The organism is Polyangium jinanense (assembly GCF_028435365.1).
This window is the reverse complement of record NZ_JAGTJJ010000034.1, coordinates 111,253-127,393: the sequence shown is the minus strand read 5'-3', so window position 1 is coordinate 127,393 and position 16,141 is coordinate 111,253. Positions and strand designations below refer to the sequence as shown.

The 16,141-nt window shown below is 69.1% G+C and carries 14 protein-coding genes and 1 pseudogene; 5 read left to right on the top strand and 10 right to left on the bottom strand.

What is annotated here, in order from left to right:
• The 6 genes from KEG57_RS56240 to KEG57_RS36745 all read right to left on the bottom strand — a co-directional run.
• The coding region (locus KEG57_RS56240; RefSeq protein ID WP_372518250.1) for an IS4/Tn5 family transposase DNA-binding protein at window positions 1-150 on the bottom strand (150 nt) is incomplete at its 3' end.
• A gap of 145 nt (window positions 151-295) precedes the next feature.
• A complete protein-coding gene (locus KEG57_RS36765; protein ID WP_272428459.1) occupies window positions 296-2,332 on the bottom strand; it encodes an alpha/beta hydrolase family protein in 2,037 nt (678 codons plus the stop codon).
• A 28-nt stretch (window positions 2,333-2,360) separates the two neighbouring features.
• Window positions 2,361-3,332 (bottom strand): PEGA domain-containing protein, encoded by a 972-nt coding sequence (locus KEG57_RS36760; RefSeq protein ID WP_272428461.1) that lies wholly within the window; start codon window positions 3,330-3,332, stop codon window positions 2,361-2,363.
• A gap of 2 nt (window positions 3,333-3,334) precedes the next feature.
• Window positions 3,335-4,888 carry a Kelch repeat-containing protein gene (locus KEG57_RS36755; RefSeq protein ID WP_272428462.1) on the bottom strand — a complete coding sequence of 518 codons (1,554 nt, stop codon included), beginning with the start codon at window positions 4,886-4,888 and terminating at the stop codon, window positions 3,335-3,337.
• Between the two features lie 4 nt (window positions 4,889-4,892).
• Window positions 4,893-6,563 carry a serine/threonine-protein kinase gene (locus KEG57_RS36750; RefSeq protein WP_272428464.1) on the bottom strand — a complete coding sequence of 557 codons (1,671 nt, stop codon included), beginning with the start codon at window positions 6,561-6,563 and terminating at the stop codon, window positions 4,893-4,895.
• Between the two features lie 184 nt (window positions 6,564-6,747).
• Complete coding sequence (locus KEG57_RS36745) at window positions 6,748-7,668, bottom strand: RipA family octameric membrane protein (protein ID WP_272459360.1); 921 nt, start codon at window positions 7,666-7,668, stop codon at window positions 6,748-6,750.
• Between the two features lie 200 nt (window positions 7,669-7,868).
• On the opposite strand from KEG57_RS36745, the gene KEG57_RS36740 reads away from it, so the two are divergent.
• Window positions 7,869-8,963 carry a hypothetical protein gene (locus KEG57_RS36740; protein ID WP_272428468.1) on the top strand — a complete coding sequence of 365 codons (1,095 nt, stop codon included), beginning with the start codon at window positions 7,869-7,871 and terminating at the stop codon, window positions 8,961-8,963.
• Window positions 8,964-8,984: 21 nt separating this feature from the next.
• On the opposite strand, the gene KEG57_RS36735 is transcribed toward KEG57_RS36740, so the two are convergent.
• Window positions 8,985-10,412 (bottom strand): protein adenylyltransferase SelO family protein, encoded by a 1,428-nt coding sequence (locus KEG57_RS36735; protein ID WP_272428470.1) that lies wholly within the window; start codon window positions 10,410-10,412, stop codon window positions 8,985-8,987.
• A 168-nt stretch (window positions 10,413-10,580) separates the two neighbouring features.
• Here KEG57_RS36735 and KEG57_RS36730 point away from each other — a divergent pair, with 168 nt between their 5' ends.
• Window positions 10,581-12,131 (top strand): M17 family metallopeptidase, encoded by a 1,551-nt coding sequence (locus tag KEG57_RS36730; RefSeq protein ID WP_272428471.1) that lies wholly within the window; start codon window positions 10,581-10,583, stop codon window positions 12,129-12,131.
• Between the two features lie 403 nt (window positions 12,132-12,534).
• Here KEG57_RS36730 and KEG57_RS56235 read toward each other — a convergent pair.
• Window positions 12,535-12,906: pseudogene (locus tag KEG57_RS56235) on the bottom strand (hypothetical protein); the annotation flags it as partial.
• Between the two features lie 33 nt (window positions 12,907-12,939).
• Between KEG57_RS56235 and KEG57_RS36725 the strand changes: the two are divergent.
• Window positions 12,940-13,701 carry a hypothetical protein gene (locus tag KEG57_RS36725; protein ID WP_272428473.1) on the top strand — a complete coding sequence of 254 codons (762 nt, stop codon included), beginning with the start codon at window positions 12,940-12,942 and terminating at the stop codon, window positions 13,699-13,701.
• A gap of 161 nt (window positions 13,702-13,862) precedes the next feature.
• On the opposite strand, the gene KEG57_RS36720 is transcribed toward KEG57_RS36725, so the two are convergent.
• A complete protein-coding gene (locus tag KEG57_RS36720; RefSeq protein WP_272428475.1) occupies window positions 13,863-14,258 on the bottom strand; it encodes a hypothetical protein in 396 nt (131 codons plus the stop codon).
• A 63-nt stretch (window positions 14,259-14,321) separates the two neighbouring features.
• Between KEG57_RS36720 and KEG57_RS36715 the strand changes: the two genes are divergently transcribed.
• Window positions 14,322-14,450 carry a hypothetical protein gene (locus tag KEG57_RS36715; protein ID WP_272428477.1) on the top strand — a complete coding sequence of 43 codons (129 nt, stop codon included), beginning with the start codon at window positions 14,322-14,324 and terminating at the stop codon, window positions 14,448-14,450.
• A 578-nt stretch (window positions 14,451-15,028) separates the two neighbouring features.
• Window positions 15,029-15,376 carry an alpha/beta fold hydrolase gene (locus KEG57_RS55850; protein WP_272428479.1) on the top strand — a complete coding sequence of 116 codons (348 nt, stop codon included), beginning with the start codon at window positions 15,029-15,031 and terminating at the stop codon, window positions 15,374-15,376.
• A 25-nt stretch (window positions 15,377-15,401) separates the two neighbouring features.
• Here KEG57_RS55850 and KEG57_RS36705 read toward each other — a convergent pair whose 3' ends face one another.
• Window positions 15,402-15,701: a hypothetical protein gene (locus KEG57_RS36705; protein ID WP_272428481.1), complete on the bottom strand. Its 300-nt coding sequence runs from the start codon at window positions 15,699-15,701 to the stop codon at window positions 15,402-15,404.
• Between the last annotated feature and the right edge of the window lie 440 nt (window positions 15,702-16,141).

The following is a 16,141-nucleotide window of genomic DNA, read 5'->3' as shown; positions in this document are numbered from 1 at the left end:
AACCTCACTCACCTTCCCCGAGGGAAACAGCGCCGCCTGCGCGGCCATGCGCGTCAGTCGCCGGGTCCGGCGCTTGTCTCCAAGGTCCGCATGCCCGAACTCCTCCTCCGCCCACGCTTCCGCCGACAAGGCTGCCCCTGCATCCAACATCTCACTCGGTAAATGTCGTCAGAGGGGGGGAATGTACCGATCGGAGATGGGACCAATGCTCAGGCCCCTGGCTGGTCCGGGTCCAGGGGCGGATAGCCCCTGGTCGGGCCCGGGGTGAAACCCCGGCGCAGCGGCTCCAGAAGCGCTATTTCGCTGCTTTCGCCTTGACGTGTTTGTCCAGGAAATCGACCATTGCGGGGAACGCGACGAGGCGGTTTTTGCGCTTGGCAATGCCGTGGCCCTCGTCCTCGAAGGTCAAGAGTTCGACGGGCAGGCCGCGTTTCTTCACGGCCTCGGCGATCTGGCGCGCCTCGCCGATGGGGACGCGTGGATCGCGGGTGCCGTGCACGACCATGAGCGGGACCTTGATGCGGTCGACCTTGTGGATGGGGCTCACGCGGTCGAGGAACGCGCCGTCCTTTGCCAGCGAGCCATATTCGGCCTCGCGCAGGGCCCGGCGATAAGGCGCGGTTTGCTCGAGGAAGGTGCGAAAATTGGCGATGCCCACGATGTCGACGCCGGCTGCCCATTGATCGGGGTAAAGCGTGAGCCCGGCGAGAACCATGTAGCCGCCGTAGCTGCCGCCGAGGAGCGCGATCCGCGCGGGATCGACGTCGGGGCGCGCTGCGATGAATTTGCCGACCTCGGAGAGATCACGGACGGAGTCCTCGCGCTTCTCCTTGTCGTCGAGGTGGGCGAACGACTTCCCGTATCCCGTCGAGCCGCGCACGTTCGGCATCGCCACCGCATACCCGGCGAGCGCGAGCCATTGCACGAGCGGGCTGAAGTTTGGCTGCGCCTGGCCTTCGGGACCGCCGTGCACGGAGATCACGACGGGCCGCTTCTCGCCGGCCTTGGGGGGCGTCTGGTAATAAAAAAACGAGATCGCGCGGCCGTCGGAGGACTTCATCGTGACGAGCTCGGCCGGGACGAGCTTCGACATGTCGATGCCCGCGTGGTGACTCTTCGTCGCGCGCGTCACCGCGCCGGTCGCGACGTCGACACGGTAGACCTCCGTCGGGAGGTTCGGGCGCTCCATGCTGACGAACGCCGCGTTGCCGGCTGGATCGAGGTCGAGGCTGTTCACCACGCCGCCGAGATCGGTCTTCTTTTTCGCGACGACCTTCCGCTTCGCGTCGAGCGTCACGACGTGCACCTCCTCCACGCCGTCGACGTTGACCGTGAGCACGGCGATGTCCTCGGGCTGACCCGCCGCCGCGTTGGCGCTCGCGTACGCGGGGACGGTGATGTCCTGCACGTCGTGGTCGAGCTCGAAGACGGGCGTGATCTTGCCCGTGGCCACGTCGAGCGCGACGAGCGAGAGGAACTCGCGGCCACGATCGGTGAGCACGAGCAAGGACTTGCCGTCCCGCGTGAAGCGCGGCGAGAGCCAGCGCTCGTCACCCTTGTGCTTCGTGAGGAGTTTTTTCGTCGTGGTCTTTGCGTCGATGAGCCAGAGATCCTGATCGAAGCCGGAGCGGACCTCGAGGACGACGACACGATCGCCGCGGAAATCGGCCACGGCGTGGCTGCCCGAGAGCTCGGCGACGGGCTTCTTGCCGAACGTCTCCTTCTTCGCGGGCAGCGCCTCGACGTAGAGGTCCATGTCCTTGCCGTTGCGCGCGTTCGAGGTGAACGCGATGCGCTTGCCGGCGTCGTCGAAGACGGGGAGCGTGTGCTTGACCTTGGGCGCGTCCGTGAGCGCCTGCGTGGCCTCGGGCTTGTCGCCGGCCGCGAGATCGAGCCAGTGGATCTGATCGTTCTCGTCGCCGCCCTTGTCCTTGAGGAACACGGCGCCCGCGCCGCCGGGCGCGATGCGCAGGCCCGAGACACGATCCGGGAACTTGGTGAGCTGCACCGAAGCCTGCGGCTCGGCCGTGGGCGCCGCGTCGAGCGAGGCCGAGAAGATCTGCATCGTGCCCGGAGCGTCCGAGAGGAACAGGAATTTTTCGCGGCCGAGCGCGCGCGCGCCCGTCGAGCGGTGCACGTCGAGCAGCTGCTCGAGCGTGATGCCCGACGAAAGCGCGGCCTCGGCGGGAGGCTCGGGCGCCTGCGGCTGCGAGGGCTCGAACGCGGGAGGGACGAGGGCGCCCGGAGGGACCGGCACGGGCTTCGGCGGCTCGGGCGAGGCACAGGCAACGAGGCCCGTGGTGAGGAGGAGGGCGAGACGCGGGAGGCGCATGCGCGCGATGCTACCAGACGCGGCGCGATCAGAAACGGCCGACGAGGCCGAACCCGGTCGGCGTGACGAACGGCTGGACCGAGACTTCGGAGGACTCGGAGGACTCGGCAGGCGGGTCCGGCGGCTTGCCGAGCAGGAGCATCGCGAGCCCGGCGCCCGCGGCGAGGATGCCGGCGCTGCCGACGATGTCGCCCGCGAGCGCGAGCCTTCGCGCCAGCGCGGCCTCGGGGCCGTCTTGCACGGGGGCGTCGGAAGCCTTTTGAACACCAATCAATCCGACCGTGAGCCCGGACGCGAAGGCGACGGCGCCGCCCGCGAGGAGAAAGATGGGCGCGACGGGCTTTTCGGGCACGATCGGCGGCGTGCCTCCGCCGGGCGGTTTCACGGGTCCGGGTCCGGGTCCGGGTCCCTTCGGGGCGATGCGCACGAGCGTGACGGTGACCGCGGTCTGTTCGCCCTCGCCGACCTTCGCCTTGGTCGTGGCCTCGCGGTAGCCCTGGGCGCGCACGACGATGGTGTGCTCGCCGGGATCGACGATGCGCGGCACGCCGAGCGCCGCTTGCGGGACCTCGGCGCCGTCGACGCGCACGCTGAGCGCGGGCGGTGCGGCGGGGGCGATGCGGATGTCGAGCCGGCCGACGCGTTTTTCGAGTGCGATGATCGCGTCACGCGCGGGCTGCTCGTACGGCTTGTTGGCTGCGTTCTGCAGATCCGCCTCGACGAGGAAGGCGCGGAAGCTCTCGAGCGCCTCGACGAGCCGGCCGATCTCGCGGTTCGCGACGCCGAGGCTGTAGAGCGTGAGCGGCGCGCGCTTGAGGGCGAGCGAGCGCATGTACCGCTCGCGCGCTTCGGCCCAGCGCCCCTCCTGCGCGAGCTTGGCGCCGTCGCGGAAGAGGTCGCGCGCGGCGGCGACGTCCGCAGGGCTCTGCGCGTGCGCGAGCCCCTGGCAGAGGAGCGTCGCGGCGAGGACGAGGGAGGAGACGAAACGCCTCGGGATCACGGTCAAGGACGGTAGCGCTCCCCCGCGGAGATCAAGGTGACGTTGTCGAGCCCGCTCCAGAGGATGATCTCCTCGCCGGTCCAGACGGCGACGCCGTTCTCGTGATCGGCCATCGAGGGCCAGGTCGGGATCACGCTCCACTGCGCGTTCGAGACGTCGTAGGAGGCGCCGTCGGTCGCGATCTTCTGCGCCGTGTCGAGTCCACCCGCGAGGACGGCGTGCGGGCCAGCGTAGCCCGTCACGCCCGTCCGACCCATCGGCGCGGAGCGCTTCGTGTTCGCGGTCGTGGAGCTCCACACGTCGCTCATCGGGTCGTAAATCGCGGCGTCATCGAAGGCAGCGCCGGCCACGTCACGCCCGCCGTACACGAGCATCGTGCCGTTCATCCACACGGTGAACGCATCATACCGCGCGGCGGGCGCGTTCTGGGTGGAAAGGCTGCGCCACTTGTTCATCACGGGATCGTAGCCGAAACCCTCGCTCGACGCGCCGGAGCCGAGGGGGCGGCCGCCGAAGAGGAGCATCTCCGTGCCGGACCAGACCCAACCGGTGTTCGTCCGGGCGTTCGGCGCGCTCGCGGTGCTCATCGAGCTCCACTTGTTCATGGCCGGGTCGTAGAGCGCGCCGCCCGCGATGGGCGAGCCGCCGCTGCTGCCGGCCCAGATGAGCACGCGGCTGCCCGTGAAGAACGCGACGGGCGCGCGCCTTCCGATGGGCGCGATGGCGACGGGGCCCCACGTGTCGGTCGCGGGATCATAGAGCTTGCCGGTGTTCAGCGCGGTGGAGCCGTTCGCAGGGCCGCCGCCCCACACGAGCACACGCTCGCCGGTCCACACCGCGACCGCGTCGACGCGCGGCTCGGGCGCGTCCGTGCCGGTGATCGCCGTCCACGTGTCGGTCTTCGGATCGTAGAGCGCGCCGTCGCCGAGCGCGCCCTGCGCGTTCTGGCCACCCCAGACGAAGAGCTTCGTGCCCGCCCACGCGGCCGCCGCGCGTTGCCGCGGCGCGGGCGCGTTCGTGGTGCTCATCGACGCCCAGCCGGACTGACACACGCCGTCCATGCACGCGTGCCCCGCGAGACAGTCCTTGAAGCACGCGCCGCAGTGCTGCGGGTTCGAGTCGAGGATCGCGCAGACATCGCCGCACGCCTCCGTTTGCCCGCTGCACTGAAGGACACATGCGTTCCCGATGCACTGATGATCGGCGGCGCAATCCGCGGTCTCGCAGCACGCGGCGCAGCCCGCGTCGCCGCAACAGCGCTCGCCGGCCGCACACGCCTGCCCGCAGCCTCCGCAGTGCTCGACGCTCGTCGCGGGATCGACGCACGCGTTCTCGCAACACGCCTCGCTCGCGGTGCATAGCCCGCTGCATGGCGGGGCGCCGCCGCCTCCCTCGTTCCCGGTCCCGCCCATGCCCGTGCCCGTGCCCGTGGCCGCGCCTCCGCCGGTGTTCCCGAGAGGTTTGCCCGTGAGCTCCGACTCCGCGAGCAACGAGCACGCGACGGGCGCGAGCAGCAGGGGAAGGAGGAGCGTGAGCGGCGTGCCGCGAGCGTTCATGAGCTCAGAAGTTGGGTTCGGTGGGGACGGGCATGTTCGGGCCCTTGTTGCCGCCGGGGTGCTTCGAGACGTTCGGCGCGTTCGTGCCGGGCGTGGTGGCTCGCGAGGGCGCGTCGCTGCTCGCGCTCGATGCAGGCGCGGCGCTCGGGGGCGGCGCCGCGGAGGGCAGCGCATCCCGCGAGGACGCCGCGGGCTTCATCGCGGCCTCGCTCGGCAGCGGCGCGGTGAGGGCCTGAGGTGCGCGCGCGCTTGCCGCGCCCTGCGTGGAGTCGTCTCCGGTCATGTAGATCCACGCGCCCGCGGAAGCCGCGCCCACCGCGAGCGCGAGCGGCCCGATCCACAGCGCGGCCGAGCGTCGCTCGGGCGGGCGCGTGCTCGTCGTCGGCGAGGGGACGCTCGACGGTGGGCGAATCGGACCGCTCGTCTCGGCGTCGGCGTCCGCGTTCTGCGCCGCGGGATCGGCCGCGTCGTAGGTGGGCAAGGGCGGCGGCGTGAGCTCGCGCTCGGAGATCATGCGCGGCCGCGGCGACGAGGGCTGCAAGGCGGACATCGGCGGCCGATCGGAGAGCGGCCGGTGCTCCTCGGGTTCGAGCCAGTGGGCGCGGAGCGAGTTGCCCGCGGCGTCGGTCTCCACGCCGTGGCTCTGCGCCCACCCCGCGAGCGCGGCGCCGAGCTCGCGCATCGTCTGCCAGCGATCGTCGGCCTCCTTCAGGAGACCTCGTTGCACGATCGACCAGAGGTCCTCGTCGTCGACCTCGTGCACGGACCAGGGTTCCGGATCACGCAGGAGGATCGCGCTGAGCAGCGCGTTGTAGTTCCCGCCGTCGTACGGCTTCACGCCCGTCGCGACCTCGTAGAGCATCACGCAGAACGCCCAGATGTCGGTGCGGTGATCGACGTCGCTGCGTCCACACGCTTGCTCGGGCGACATGTAGTGCGGGCTGCCGAGGATCACGCCGGCCTGCGTCGTCGTGCGTACGACCTCCTCGTGGTGCAGCTTCGCGATGCCGAAGTCGACGATCTTGGGCACGACCGCGCCCCGATCGTCGGTCACGAGCAGGACGTTGTCGGGCTTCAGATCGCGGTGGACGATGCCCTTCGCGTGCGCGGCCGCGAGCGCGCTCGCGACGGGCAGGAGCGTGCGCACGGCGGCCGCGGGCGAGAGCCTGCGCCTGCGCGCGATCGTCTGTCCGAGCGACTCGCCGTGCAGGACCTCCATCACGATGAACGGGTCCTTCTGCTCGGTCGTGCCGAAGTCGAACACGCGCACGATCGAGGGGTGCCCGATGCGCGCTGCGGCCCGCGCTTCCTGCAGCAAGCGCTGCGACGCCTCAGCCGTGGCGAAGTCGCGGCGGATGAGCTTGACGGCGACGTCGATGTCGAGCGTGAGGTTTTTCGCGAGCCACACCGCGCCCATGCCACCTTCGCCGAGGACCTTCGACAGCCGGTACTTGCCGGCGATGACGTCACCGGCGAGGTAGGTCGTGGCGGGCGAGGCGTCGGGCGTGGAGCGCGGCGGGATGGAGCGCGGCGACATCGATCGCGGCGCGTCCTGCGTGTCGGCGATGGCGCGGGCCTCTGCCTCCGAGCGCGCGGGGTTTTCCTCTGCGCCCGTGATCGCGGCCTCGCTCGGCGGTCGAGCAGACGCGGGCGGGTTTTGGGACGAGGGCGGCATGAGGAAGCGAAAGGGGCGCCCGAGCCGGGCACGCGGATCCAGCCGAACTATACCGCTCCCGGCGGACTCTCCACAACCCTCGCCGAGATCCGGGGCTTACGGGTTCTCCGAAGGCCCCGTGAACGCGCGGAAATTCGGCCAGAACGTGCCCGGGCGCCGTCCCGGGGCCGGAGGGCCTCGGCGCTCAAGGTCGCAGGTGATCGAGCAGGCCCGCGAGGGAAGCGAGCGCAAACACGAGGCCGAGGGCGTACAGCGCCTGGAAGGTGGCCGGCACCGTGGCCTCGAGCGCCGAGAAGCCGAAGCGCTTCTTGCCGCGCGGCGCGTAGAGCCCCTCCCACTCGCGCGTGAAGAGGCGGTAGCTGCCGACGAAGCGCCGTCGCTCCATGCGGCGGAGCTGGCGGTAGCGCCAGTCGACGAGGTCCTCGTACTGCAAGATCGTACGCTTCCACAGACGGCATGCGAGCATGCCGATCAAGAAGAGCGGGATCGTCACGAACGCGAGGCGCGTGCCCGTGAGCGCGAGGTCCTTGATCAGGAACGCGACGACCGCGGACAGGCCTGCGTTCACCGTGAGGAACGTCTGCGTGGTGCCGCGCCTGCGCTCGACGAGGCGCTCGGTGCTGTCGAAGAGCAGGCGGTACTCGTCGAAGGCGTCCGTGCGCGCGGGCGCGTGCGACGCGTCCACCTCGGCGAGGATCTCGTGCACGACGTGGCGCTCGACATCCTGCGCCGAACCCTCGTCGAGCTCTTCGAGCCCGCCACGCGCGGGCAGGACGTCGGCGCGCAGATCGACGAACGGGGCGAGCGCGGGGCGATCGACCGCGACGATCAGGAGCTTGTCGGTCACCTTGGTGAGCGCGGGGACGAGCTCTTCGGGGGCGCCGATCTTGCCGGCGGCGAAGCTGCGATCGACGAAGAGGACGATCGCGGCGGCGGTCTTCGCGGCGCGGCTGAACGAGCGGGCGGGATCGGCGCTGTCGTCTTCCTCGGGCCAGCGCCTCGGGCGGAGGCCGCGCTCTTCGAGGCGCTCGGCGATGCGGGAGGCGCGGCCGTGCTGGCTCGGGGCAGCGACGACGAGGACCTCGGCCGGCGGTGCGTCGTGCATGATGGCTCGGCGCATCAAACCAAGAGATCGCACGTTTGAACAGCATTGAATTGTCGCCTTCGCGGCGGCGAGGGCAGATGACGGGCGTCCGGCGTTCGGATATCGTGTTTCCACGAAGGCGGGCGGCCTCCCGCATGGCGGCCGGAACGCCGCCCGGGCCGGGCGCGAGCCGGCTTTCTTATTTGGCAGGAGGACGAACGATGAGCGGGTGGACGAAACGCGGCGCGCTCGTGGTGGCGACGATGGGGGCGCTTTCGACGATCGGTATCGCGTCGTGTGCACTGACGGATTACCAGCCCCCGACCGCGAATACCACCTCGTCGACCGGCGGAGCGGGCGGCACGGGCGGTACGGGCGGGATGCCCGGCCCCGGGGGCCCGGGCGGGATGGGCGGAACGGGCGGAATGCCGGGGCCCGGTGGCCCTGGAGGAGGCGGCGGCGAGGCGTGCGGCGAGGCCAGCCAATGCCTGCCGGCTGTGCCCTTCAAGGACGGCTGGATGGGGCCTTACTGGGGCATGCCGACGAACTGGCAAAAAAACGCGGGGGCCTGTCCGGACAACAGCCTCCCCGAGATCTTGTACGCGGATCCCTCCAAGCCCGAATGCCTGCCGTGCGAGTGCACGATCAACCCCGGAGCCACGTGTGTCGGCGCGAAGCTGTCGTGCTGGGCCGATGGCTGTGAGATGGGGACGCCCACGACGTACGACAATGGGTGCATCTCGGGCGGGAACATGCCGGGCGTCCTGTTGCTCGGATCCTCCGATTGCAAGGTAACCGGGACCTACGGGGTTGTGGCGGCCGATAACCAAAAGCCCTGCTCGGCGTCGGGAGGCACGCTCGTGAACGGGAACGCCTGGGAGATGAACGTGCACCTTTGCCCGATCGCGGCTACCTCCGCCTGCGACAGCGGGGGCGCGTGCGTGACCGTGCCGACCGGCAACTACAGCGATTACGCGTGCATCAAGAAGGTCGGCGCGGAGACCGCCTGTCCGACGGGTTGGGAATTCTCGAAGGTGGCGTACGAGCAATTCGACGATCAGCGCTCGTGCCCGGGGTGCGGCTGCGTGGGAAGTGAATTGTATTGTGATGCCTCGAATGCGTTCAAGAAGACGGGGGCCGGTTGCGGTTCGGCGGGAAGCTCGATCACCAGCTGCACCGCGTTCAACTCGCTCGAAGCGGCCAACATCGTGCCTCCGAAGGTGACGGCCGGCGAGGGGTTCTGCCCGGCGGCCCAGCCCCAAGGCGAGGTGCACACGAGCGGACCCACCACGATTTGCTGCCACCAGCTCTTCTGACGGTTTTTCGCGGCGCCGGCCTCACTCCGCCGGCGCCTTCGCGCCGAGCGCCTCTCCCATGCGGCGGATCTCCGCCACCTTCGCCTCGAACGGCTCCCAGTCGTCGTGCGCGTCGATCGCGTGCCAGAGCGATTCGATTTCGTCGATGAGCAGCGAGCACGGGGCATCGCCCTGGAAATAGGGGTGCGCGAGCGCGTCGGGGCGGGCGGGTGCGTAGATCTCGAGCAGGCTCCGGAGCGCGTCGAATCGTTCGCCTTGGTAAAACTTGGCTGCTTCGCTCTCGCGGGCGCGCGCCTCGCTCTGGACGCCGCCGTACCAGTCGAAGAAGAATCGGTCGAAGGGGACCAGGCTCTCCTGTAGGAACAGCTCGATCGTCTCGACGAGGCTCGCGTCGACGTCCGGATCCGAGGGCAAAAGGCCGAGCCGCGCGAGGAACGCGGCCGCGCGCGCCTCGCGAAGCGTTGGCTCGAACGCGCGCACGGCGGGCGCGAACGCGGCCGACGGGGAGACGAGGCGCAAGGCATCGGCGAGGCGCGTCAGGTTGAGCGCCACCGCGCGCGGCTGCTGTCCGAATGCATAAAGGCCCGTATGATCGAAATAGGCTGCGATGAACGAGGGATCGAGCGTGGGCAAGAAGCGGTACGGGCCATAATCGAAGCTCTCGCCCGTGATGTTCATGTTGTCGCTGTTCAGCACGCCGTGGACGAACCCGGCCGCGGTCCACCCCGCGACGAGCCGAGCCGAGCGCCGCGCCACGGCCTCGACGAACCGCACCGCCGGATCCGGGCCGCCCGCCGCCTCCGGCACGTAATGGGTGATGCAGAAATCGAGCAGCTTTGACAAACGTGCCGTGTCCCGGTGATACGCGTGCCGCTGGAACGTACCGAACCGGATATGGCCGTGCGAGAGGCGGACCAGGATCGACGAACGCGTGGGCGAGGGTTCGTCGCCCCGGAACAAGGCCTCGTGCGTTTCGAAAAGCGAAAATGCCTTCGACGTGGGCACGGAGAGCGCTTCGAGCATCTCGGCGGCGAGCACCTCGCGCACGCCGCCCTTCAGCGTGAGCCGCCCGTCCCCGCCGCGCGAATACGGCGTCGTCCCGCTGCCCTTCGTGCCGAAATCGAGGAGTTTTCCGTCCTCGGGATCCTCGAGCTGTGCCAGGAGAAACCCGCGACCGTCACCGAGGTGCGGGTTGTAGACGTCGAACTGATGCCCGTGGTAGCGCAAGGCGAGCGGCGCGGGCAGGTTCGACGGCAGCGGCTCGAGGCGCGCGAAATGACGGTCCCACTCTTCGGCGTCGAGCTCGCCCAGGCCGAGGCGGCTGGCCCAGCGCTGGTTGCGGAACCGGAGCGTGCGGGTCTGGAATCGAGCCGGGGTGACGACGTCGGCGAAACCGTCGCCGAGCAAGGAGATGCGAGGCGCGGGGCGGTAGCGGGGGGTGATCGGCATGGGCACGGGGGTTTGGGGGCGTAGCTCGGCTCATCCGAGCGTAGCCTCCCATCGGTAAACGGGAGTCCTCTAAGGCACCTCGGCACCGCTGACCAGAGGAAGCGAGCCATCGGGAGCATGACGCCCTCGGTTGCGGCGGCTGGCCGCCTTCCCTTAGGATGCCCCCTGATGTCCTCCTACGATCCGCCGTTGCTCCTCGGTCAACCCGAGGACGCGCTCGCCCAGAGCTCCCTGGAAGGCCTGCCCTTCGATGCCCTCGTCCTCGTCGCGCCCTCGCCCGTGAGCTCGCGCGCGACCCTCACAGGCCCCGTGTCCGCAGCGCTCGCGTGCGCCCTCAAGGCCGACGCAGCGCTCGATCGAGGCCCGCGGCTCCCCGCGGTGATCGCGGCGCCGGCGCTGCCGGGCGGTCGGCTCGTGGTGGCGCCGATGGGCCCGCTCGCCGAGGACACGGACGACGTGCGTAGCGTCGCGGAAGCGGTGGCCGCAGGGACGAGCCGCGCGGTGGACGCGGGCGCGACGCGGCCACTCGTGTGGGTGCAAGCGCCCGCGGGGCCGCGGTTCGCCCGCGCGCGGGAGGTGGCGGCGCTCGCGGCGCTCGGCAGCCAGTGGGCGCCCGTCGAGGCGCGGGAGGCAGGCAAGGCGCCGCGCACGGCCGAGGCCGTGGGCATGGTGGGCCTCGACGAGGCGCGGGTCCGATCGCTTTCGGCGATCGATCACGGGCGCGCGCTCTGCCGCGACATCGCCGGCACGGAGCCGGAGCGCATGTCGCCGCGCAGGATCGCCGAGCTCTGCGAGATCGCGTTCCGCGGCACGGGCGTGAAGGTCGACGTGGAGCACGACGTGTCGAGTTATCCGCTGCTCGCCGCGGTGGCGCGGGCTTCGATGGGGGTCGAGCGTCACCGGCCGTGCGTCGTGCGGCTCTCGTACACGCCCGAGGCGCCGGCGTCGCGTACGCTCGTGTTCGTGGGCAAGGGCGTCACGTACGACACGGGCGGCGCCGATCTGAAGACGGACGGGCACATGGCCGGGATGTCGCGCGACAAGGGCGGCGCGGGCGCGGTCGCGGGGCTCGTGCTGGCGGCGTCGCTGCTCAAGGTGCCGGTGCGCGTGGTGGGGCTGCTCGGGCTCGTGCGAAACAGCGTGGGCGACGAGGCGTTCGTGAGCGACGAGATCATCCGCGCTCGTTCCGGCGTGCGGGTGCGCATCGGGAACACGGACGCGGAGGGGCGGCTCGTGCTCGCGGATCTCCTGGCCGAGGCGAAGACGATCGCGGAGCGCGCGCCCTCGCCGACCTTGTTCTCGATCGCGACGCTCACGGGCCACGTGTATCGCGCGTTCGGGCCGTACGTCGGCGCGATCGGCAATGGCCCGGCGCAGCGGGCGGGGACGCTGGATCTCCTGGATCGATTGGGCGAGGCGTGGGGCGAGCCGGTGGAGCGATCGCGGCCGCGGCGGGAGGATTATTCGTTCGTGGCGCCGCGATCGAGCGCGGAGGACGTGGTGAGCTCGAACCGGCTCGCGTCGGTGAACACGCCGCGCGGGCATCAGTTCCCGTTCGCGTTCCTCGACATCGCGTCGGGCCTGCGGGGCGATCGGATCCCGTTCGTGCACCTCGATATCGGGGGCGTGGTGGTCGATCCGCCGGATTGGCAATTCGGACGACCGACGGGGAGCCCGGTGGCGATGTTGACGGCGTTTTTGGGGCAGGCGGCGGAGTAGACGAGCGCGCGCCGGCGCGGGGGGGATGTAAACGCACGTTCACAAGGACCCTGGAGCGGATGGAGGTTGGGTCCGAGCGCGGCGGGAGAGCCGAAGGGAACCTCGGAGAACGGTTCTGATCACTCTGACCCGGGGTCGCCAACCCCGCGGATCTTGGCTGGATTTCGACGGATACGGGAGTCCCCCGCCGCGAGTGTGGTGCCCTTTCCGCCGCCCTTTCCTTCGTGGGGGCCCGCTCGGGGATCGTCGCGTCGATCGGACGGGGGCCCAGCCGAGGAGCCAGCTCGGGGATCGTCTCGTGGAGCGGACGGCACTCCTTGAGCCCCAGCTCGGCCGCCGTGCGTGCGGCACGCCGGTAGCGGTTGATCATGTCGCTCGACTTGTGCCCCGTTCGGTCCTGCACCCACGCCTCCGTCCGTCCTTTCGCGAGCGCGAGCGTGACGAACGTGGCCCGCGCGTCGTGAAGCCGAATCGGCATCCTCGCCTCCGTCCGCGCGAACAACTCCGGCCGGCGAATGCCCGCCAGCTCCAGATGTCGACGGAACCGGCCGGCAGCATCACTGATGCTGAGCCCCTGTCCCGTCCGCGTTCCTTCGTCGTACACGAACACGAGCGCGTCCCCTGACACGTCCAAGCCTCTGGCTGCGCAATGGTCTCGCCACGCGCGCAACGCAGCAACCACCCCGGGCGATAGTGCCCACGCACGGGGCTCGTCCGTCTTGTTTACATCGAGCACGACCGCCCCGAGGTCCAGGTTGATGTCAGACCACTTCATGTGAAGGGCTTCCGATCGCCGCATCCCCTCTCGGTGAAGGAAGCCATAGAAAATGCGCCACGCCAGTATAATTTCGGCGCAGCCCAGCAACATTGCATCCTCCTCGGGATAGAGCCACCCCTTCGCTTTTCCTGCCTGATACCGCGGTACGAATCCCGGCGGGAGCGGGTTCGCGGCGATATGGCGCAGTGGAAGGACCGCCAACGAGCAGATGCGATGCATGAGTTGCGCGACCGAGCGACGCGAATTTGGAGCAAGCTTCGCTGGCAAGCTCCGCATGACGGCTTCCGCGTGGTCGAGCGAGAACTTGTCGATCGCCACGTCCCCGACCATGGGATAGACATACCTGCCGAGCCAGTAGCTGTCGCCTTTCGCGGCCCGCCTTCGTTTGACCCGGTCGGGATGAAGATCCGCCAGCTCGCCGCTCGTCCACCGCTTGCCGATTTGCGCGATCGTCGGCGTCAGGTTTTTCTGCACCACCTGCCCCGACGCGATCATGTCAACGGCCTTGCGCACCTCGTCCAGTGCCTTGCCGTCACGCATTGCGGCGCGCTTGATGATGTCTGGCGCAATGTCGTCCCTACCGCACTTGCGAAGCTTCGCGGCCAGCTCCGCCAAAATCGCTCGGCGAGCGAGGGCACTTGCCTCATCCTTGCAGGTTTCGAGCATGAAGCTCTGCCGCTTCTTCGTTCCGATCGTGAGCCGCGCGAACCACTTGCCGCGCCGCTCGTACACATTCCCCGTTGCTACCCTGGGCATGATGAACCTCCGGCCCTTGCCGCTCGGCCGGCATAGCCGGCCAAGCGAGGCTGGGCGTGCTGGAAACGGCTCACGCGAGCCGAGTCCGGAGAACGCGGCACCGTCGCCGCGCCCCGGCGAGGGCCCATGGCGGCATCGCGCACGGTGTCAAGCGCGGGCTGTCGCCAGAGCGGCACGTCGGCTGCTTAAACCGGGGCCTATGGTCTTGGCGAGCGAGCACGTCCCGCAGCTCGTCGCGACGTTTCCGTCAGTCCGACCGCTTCCAGGATTTCGCCTGCACTCTCGCCCTCGAGCTCGCCCGCTGCGTCGGCGATGGGCGGCGGCGGCGGCGCTGCTCGAAACGCACCCTGCTCGACCCATGCCACGAAAGCGGCGCGGTTGACGATTCGGAGCTTTCCGAGTCGCGTCACTGGCAGCGGAAACCCGGGCGCACGCACGACCTCCAGAAAGACCCTCGGAGGGATGCCGGTCATCGCCTCGACGTTCCGCTGTGAGATGGTGTCGGGCGGCGGAGCCGTGATCCGGAGTGCGTTCGGCGGGATGGCCAACGTCGCCATGATGGTTGTCGTCGACTCGGCGCGAGAGTCCGACATGTCGCCCTCCTTCTAAGGATGCCGTCCCGGGGCTCTGGGGCCCACCCGATCGGACGGGTCTTCATGCTTATCACGAAATTGAGCACCAAAGCAATCGATTTGATGAGCAATAACGATGGGTTGAGCGAGCCGACTTCTGGCACTGGTTATGGATTGTTTGATGCGGTCGGCGCGCTTCCGCCCCTTGATTGACCGCGGTCTGGACCCGCAACCGGCCACCATCGCACCCACATTTCGCTCGGATTGCGAACTGCTCCGCGTCGATTGTCGAGACATCAGCGGTAGTGCCGCGTCAGGGGGTGCAAAAAGTGGATCGAAAAGTGGCCTATGCTGAGGGCTGACCCCTGGAAATGAAGGGGCTCGTGACGGGACGGCACAAAACTCCCGGGGAACAGGAGCCTGACATTCCGAGCTCCAAGCGTTTCCGGTGGTTTGCTCTTGCCGGGCGCGTGGTGTTCACCTCGCCCATGTGGGTCCTCGCCGTGAAAACGACCAGAAGCGCGCTCGTCGAGCCCCTCATGATTCAACAAAAAGTGGATCGAAAAGTGGCCCTGCCGGGTTGGCGGCAGCCGTGAAACAGTGGTTTCTGAGCGGGCCCCTCGCAAAATCTCCGTGGAAAAGTGACTTTCCTTTGCCGTGGTGCGGAGCGTGCATAGGCCTCTTCTCCCGGTGCGAATGGACCCCGACCCGGGCTTGTCCGGTGATGTGCGGCACGCATGGCATCTTGTTCGCGCAGTCCATGGGCGGGCTGATCGCGCTCCGAGCGGCAGGTGCGATCGCTCGTGCTCTCGGTCACGTCGGGCGGCATCGACGTCCACGCTCTCGGTGCGCTCGACTGGCGCCGAGAGTTCGCGGCTCAGAACCCGCACGCCCCGCGTTGGTTTCTCGATGCGCGAGAGGATCTCACGCCGCGCCTGGGCCAGATCGCGGTCCCGGTTCTCTTACTCTGGGGTGACGCCGATCCGATCAGCCCGGTCGCCGTCGGGAGGCGCCTGACCGAGCTCTTGCCCGACGCCGAGCTCGTGGTGATCCCCGCCGGGACTCACGAGCTCGCCTCCGAGCGCGCGAGCGAGGTGTTGCCTCATGTCGAGCGTCACCTGCTCAAGCCTCGAAAGTAGCGCGCCTATGTGCAGCTGTGGCGCCTCAGCTGCCGAACGACAAGACCGCCTCCAGAATCAAGAGCCCCAAACCGATGACCCAGGCAGGGGCGAAGCCGAGCCTCGGACCGTTACCGGGCAGAAGGTACCGCTCCGTCGAGCGGCCCATCCCCCACCGCGTCCGAATGGCGACATCACCACCCGCTATCACCACACCGCCCGCGACGAGCGCCGAACCTCTGGCATCGAGCGGGAGAACGCCGGTCAAAGACTCCGACACACCGAACCCGACGAAAAGCCCGACGATGAGCAGCAGCGTCCCGAGAGTCGTCCCATGACCAGACATGCGCTGATTCTACAGCGTGTACGCGTCGTCTCAAACGCACCTGGCGTCGCTAGCCCGATCCGGTAGCCTGACTCTTGGCGCATGAAGACGATTCGGACCGTCCGAAACTGTAAGGTTCGCATGAAAGTCGTGTGTCCGCGGACCTGGGACGAGCTCGCGCCCATGGGACGAGAGAGCGTGCGGCACTGTTTCGAATGCGGTGAAGACGTTCACTTCTGCGTCACTGACGAAGAAACATTGGCTCACGCGCGCCAGGGTCACTGCATCGCGCGTGAAGAACCGGCTGACAGCGAATTGCCGCGCATGGTCATCGGGCGACCCGCCGAGCCGATCGTCCCGACCGCGGAGCAGCGCTCCGCCCAACGCTGGCGAGCTCGAGAACGCGGTATCACTACGGTCCTCGACGGGCGCCTCGACGCCTCGCGCAACTGTCCTCGCTG

What these genes read in the sequence shown, in the direction of transcription:
- KEG57_RS36765 (WP_272428459.1), bottom strand. Translation starts at nt 2,332, where the DNA reads ATGCGCCTCCCGCGTCTCGCCCTCCTCCTCACCACGGGCCTCGTTGCC.
- KEG57_RS36755 (WP_272428462.1), bottom strand. Translation starts at nt 4,888, where the DNA reads ATGAACGCTCGCGGCACGCCGCTCACGCTCCTCCTTCCCCTGCTGCTC.
- KEG57_RS36750 (WP_272428464.1), bottom strand. Translation starts at nt 6,563, where the DNA reads ATGCCGCCCTCGTCCCAAAACCCGCCCGCGTCTGCTCGACCGCCGAGC.
- KEG57_RS36745 (WP_272459360.1), bottom strand. Translation starts at nt 7,668, where the DNA reads ATGCACGACGCACCGCCGGCCGAGGTCCTCGTCGTCGCTGCCCCGAGC.
- KEG57_RS36740 (WP_272428468.1), top strand. Translation starts at nt 7,869, where the DNA reads ATGAGCGGGTGGACGAAACGCGGCGCGCTCGTGGTGGCGACGATGGGG.
- KEG57_RS36735 (WP_272428470.1), bottom strand. Translation starts at nt 10,412, where the DNA reads ATGCCGATCACCCCCCGCTACCGCCCCGCGCCTCGCATCTCCTTGCTC.
- KEG57_RS36730 (WP_272428471.1), top strand. Translation starts at nt 10,581, where the DNA reads ATGTCCTCCTACGATCCGCCGTTGCTCCTCGGTCAACCCGAGGACGCG.
- KEG57_RS36720 (WP_272428475.1), bottom strand. Translation starts at nt 14,258, where the DNA reads ATGTCGGACTCTCGCGCCGAGTCGACGACAACCATCATGGCGACGTTG.
- KEG57_RS36715 (WP_272428477.1), top strand. Translation starts at nt 14,322, where the DNA reads ATGCTTATCACGAAATTGAGCACCAAAGCAATCGATTTGATGAGCAAT.
- KEG57_RS36705 (WP_272428481.1), bottom strand. Translation starts at nt 15,701, where the DNA reads ATGTCTGGTCATGGGACGACTCTCGGGACGCTGCTGCTCATCGTCGGG.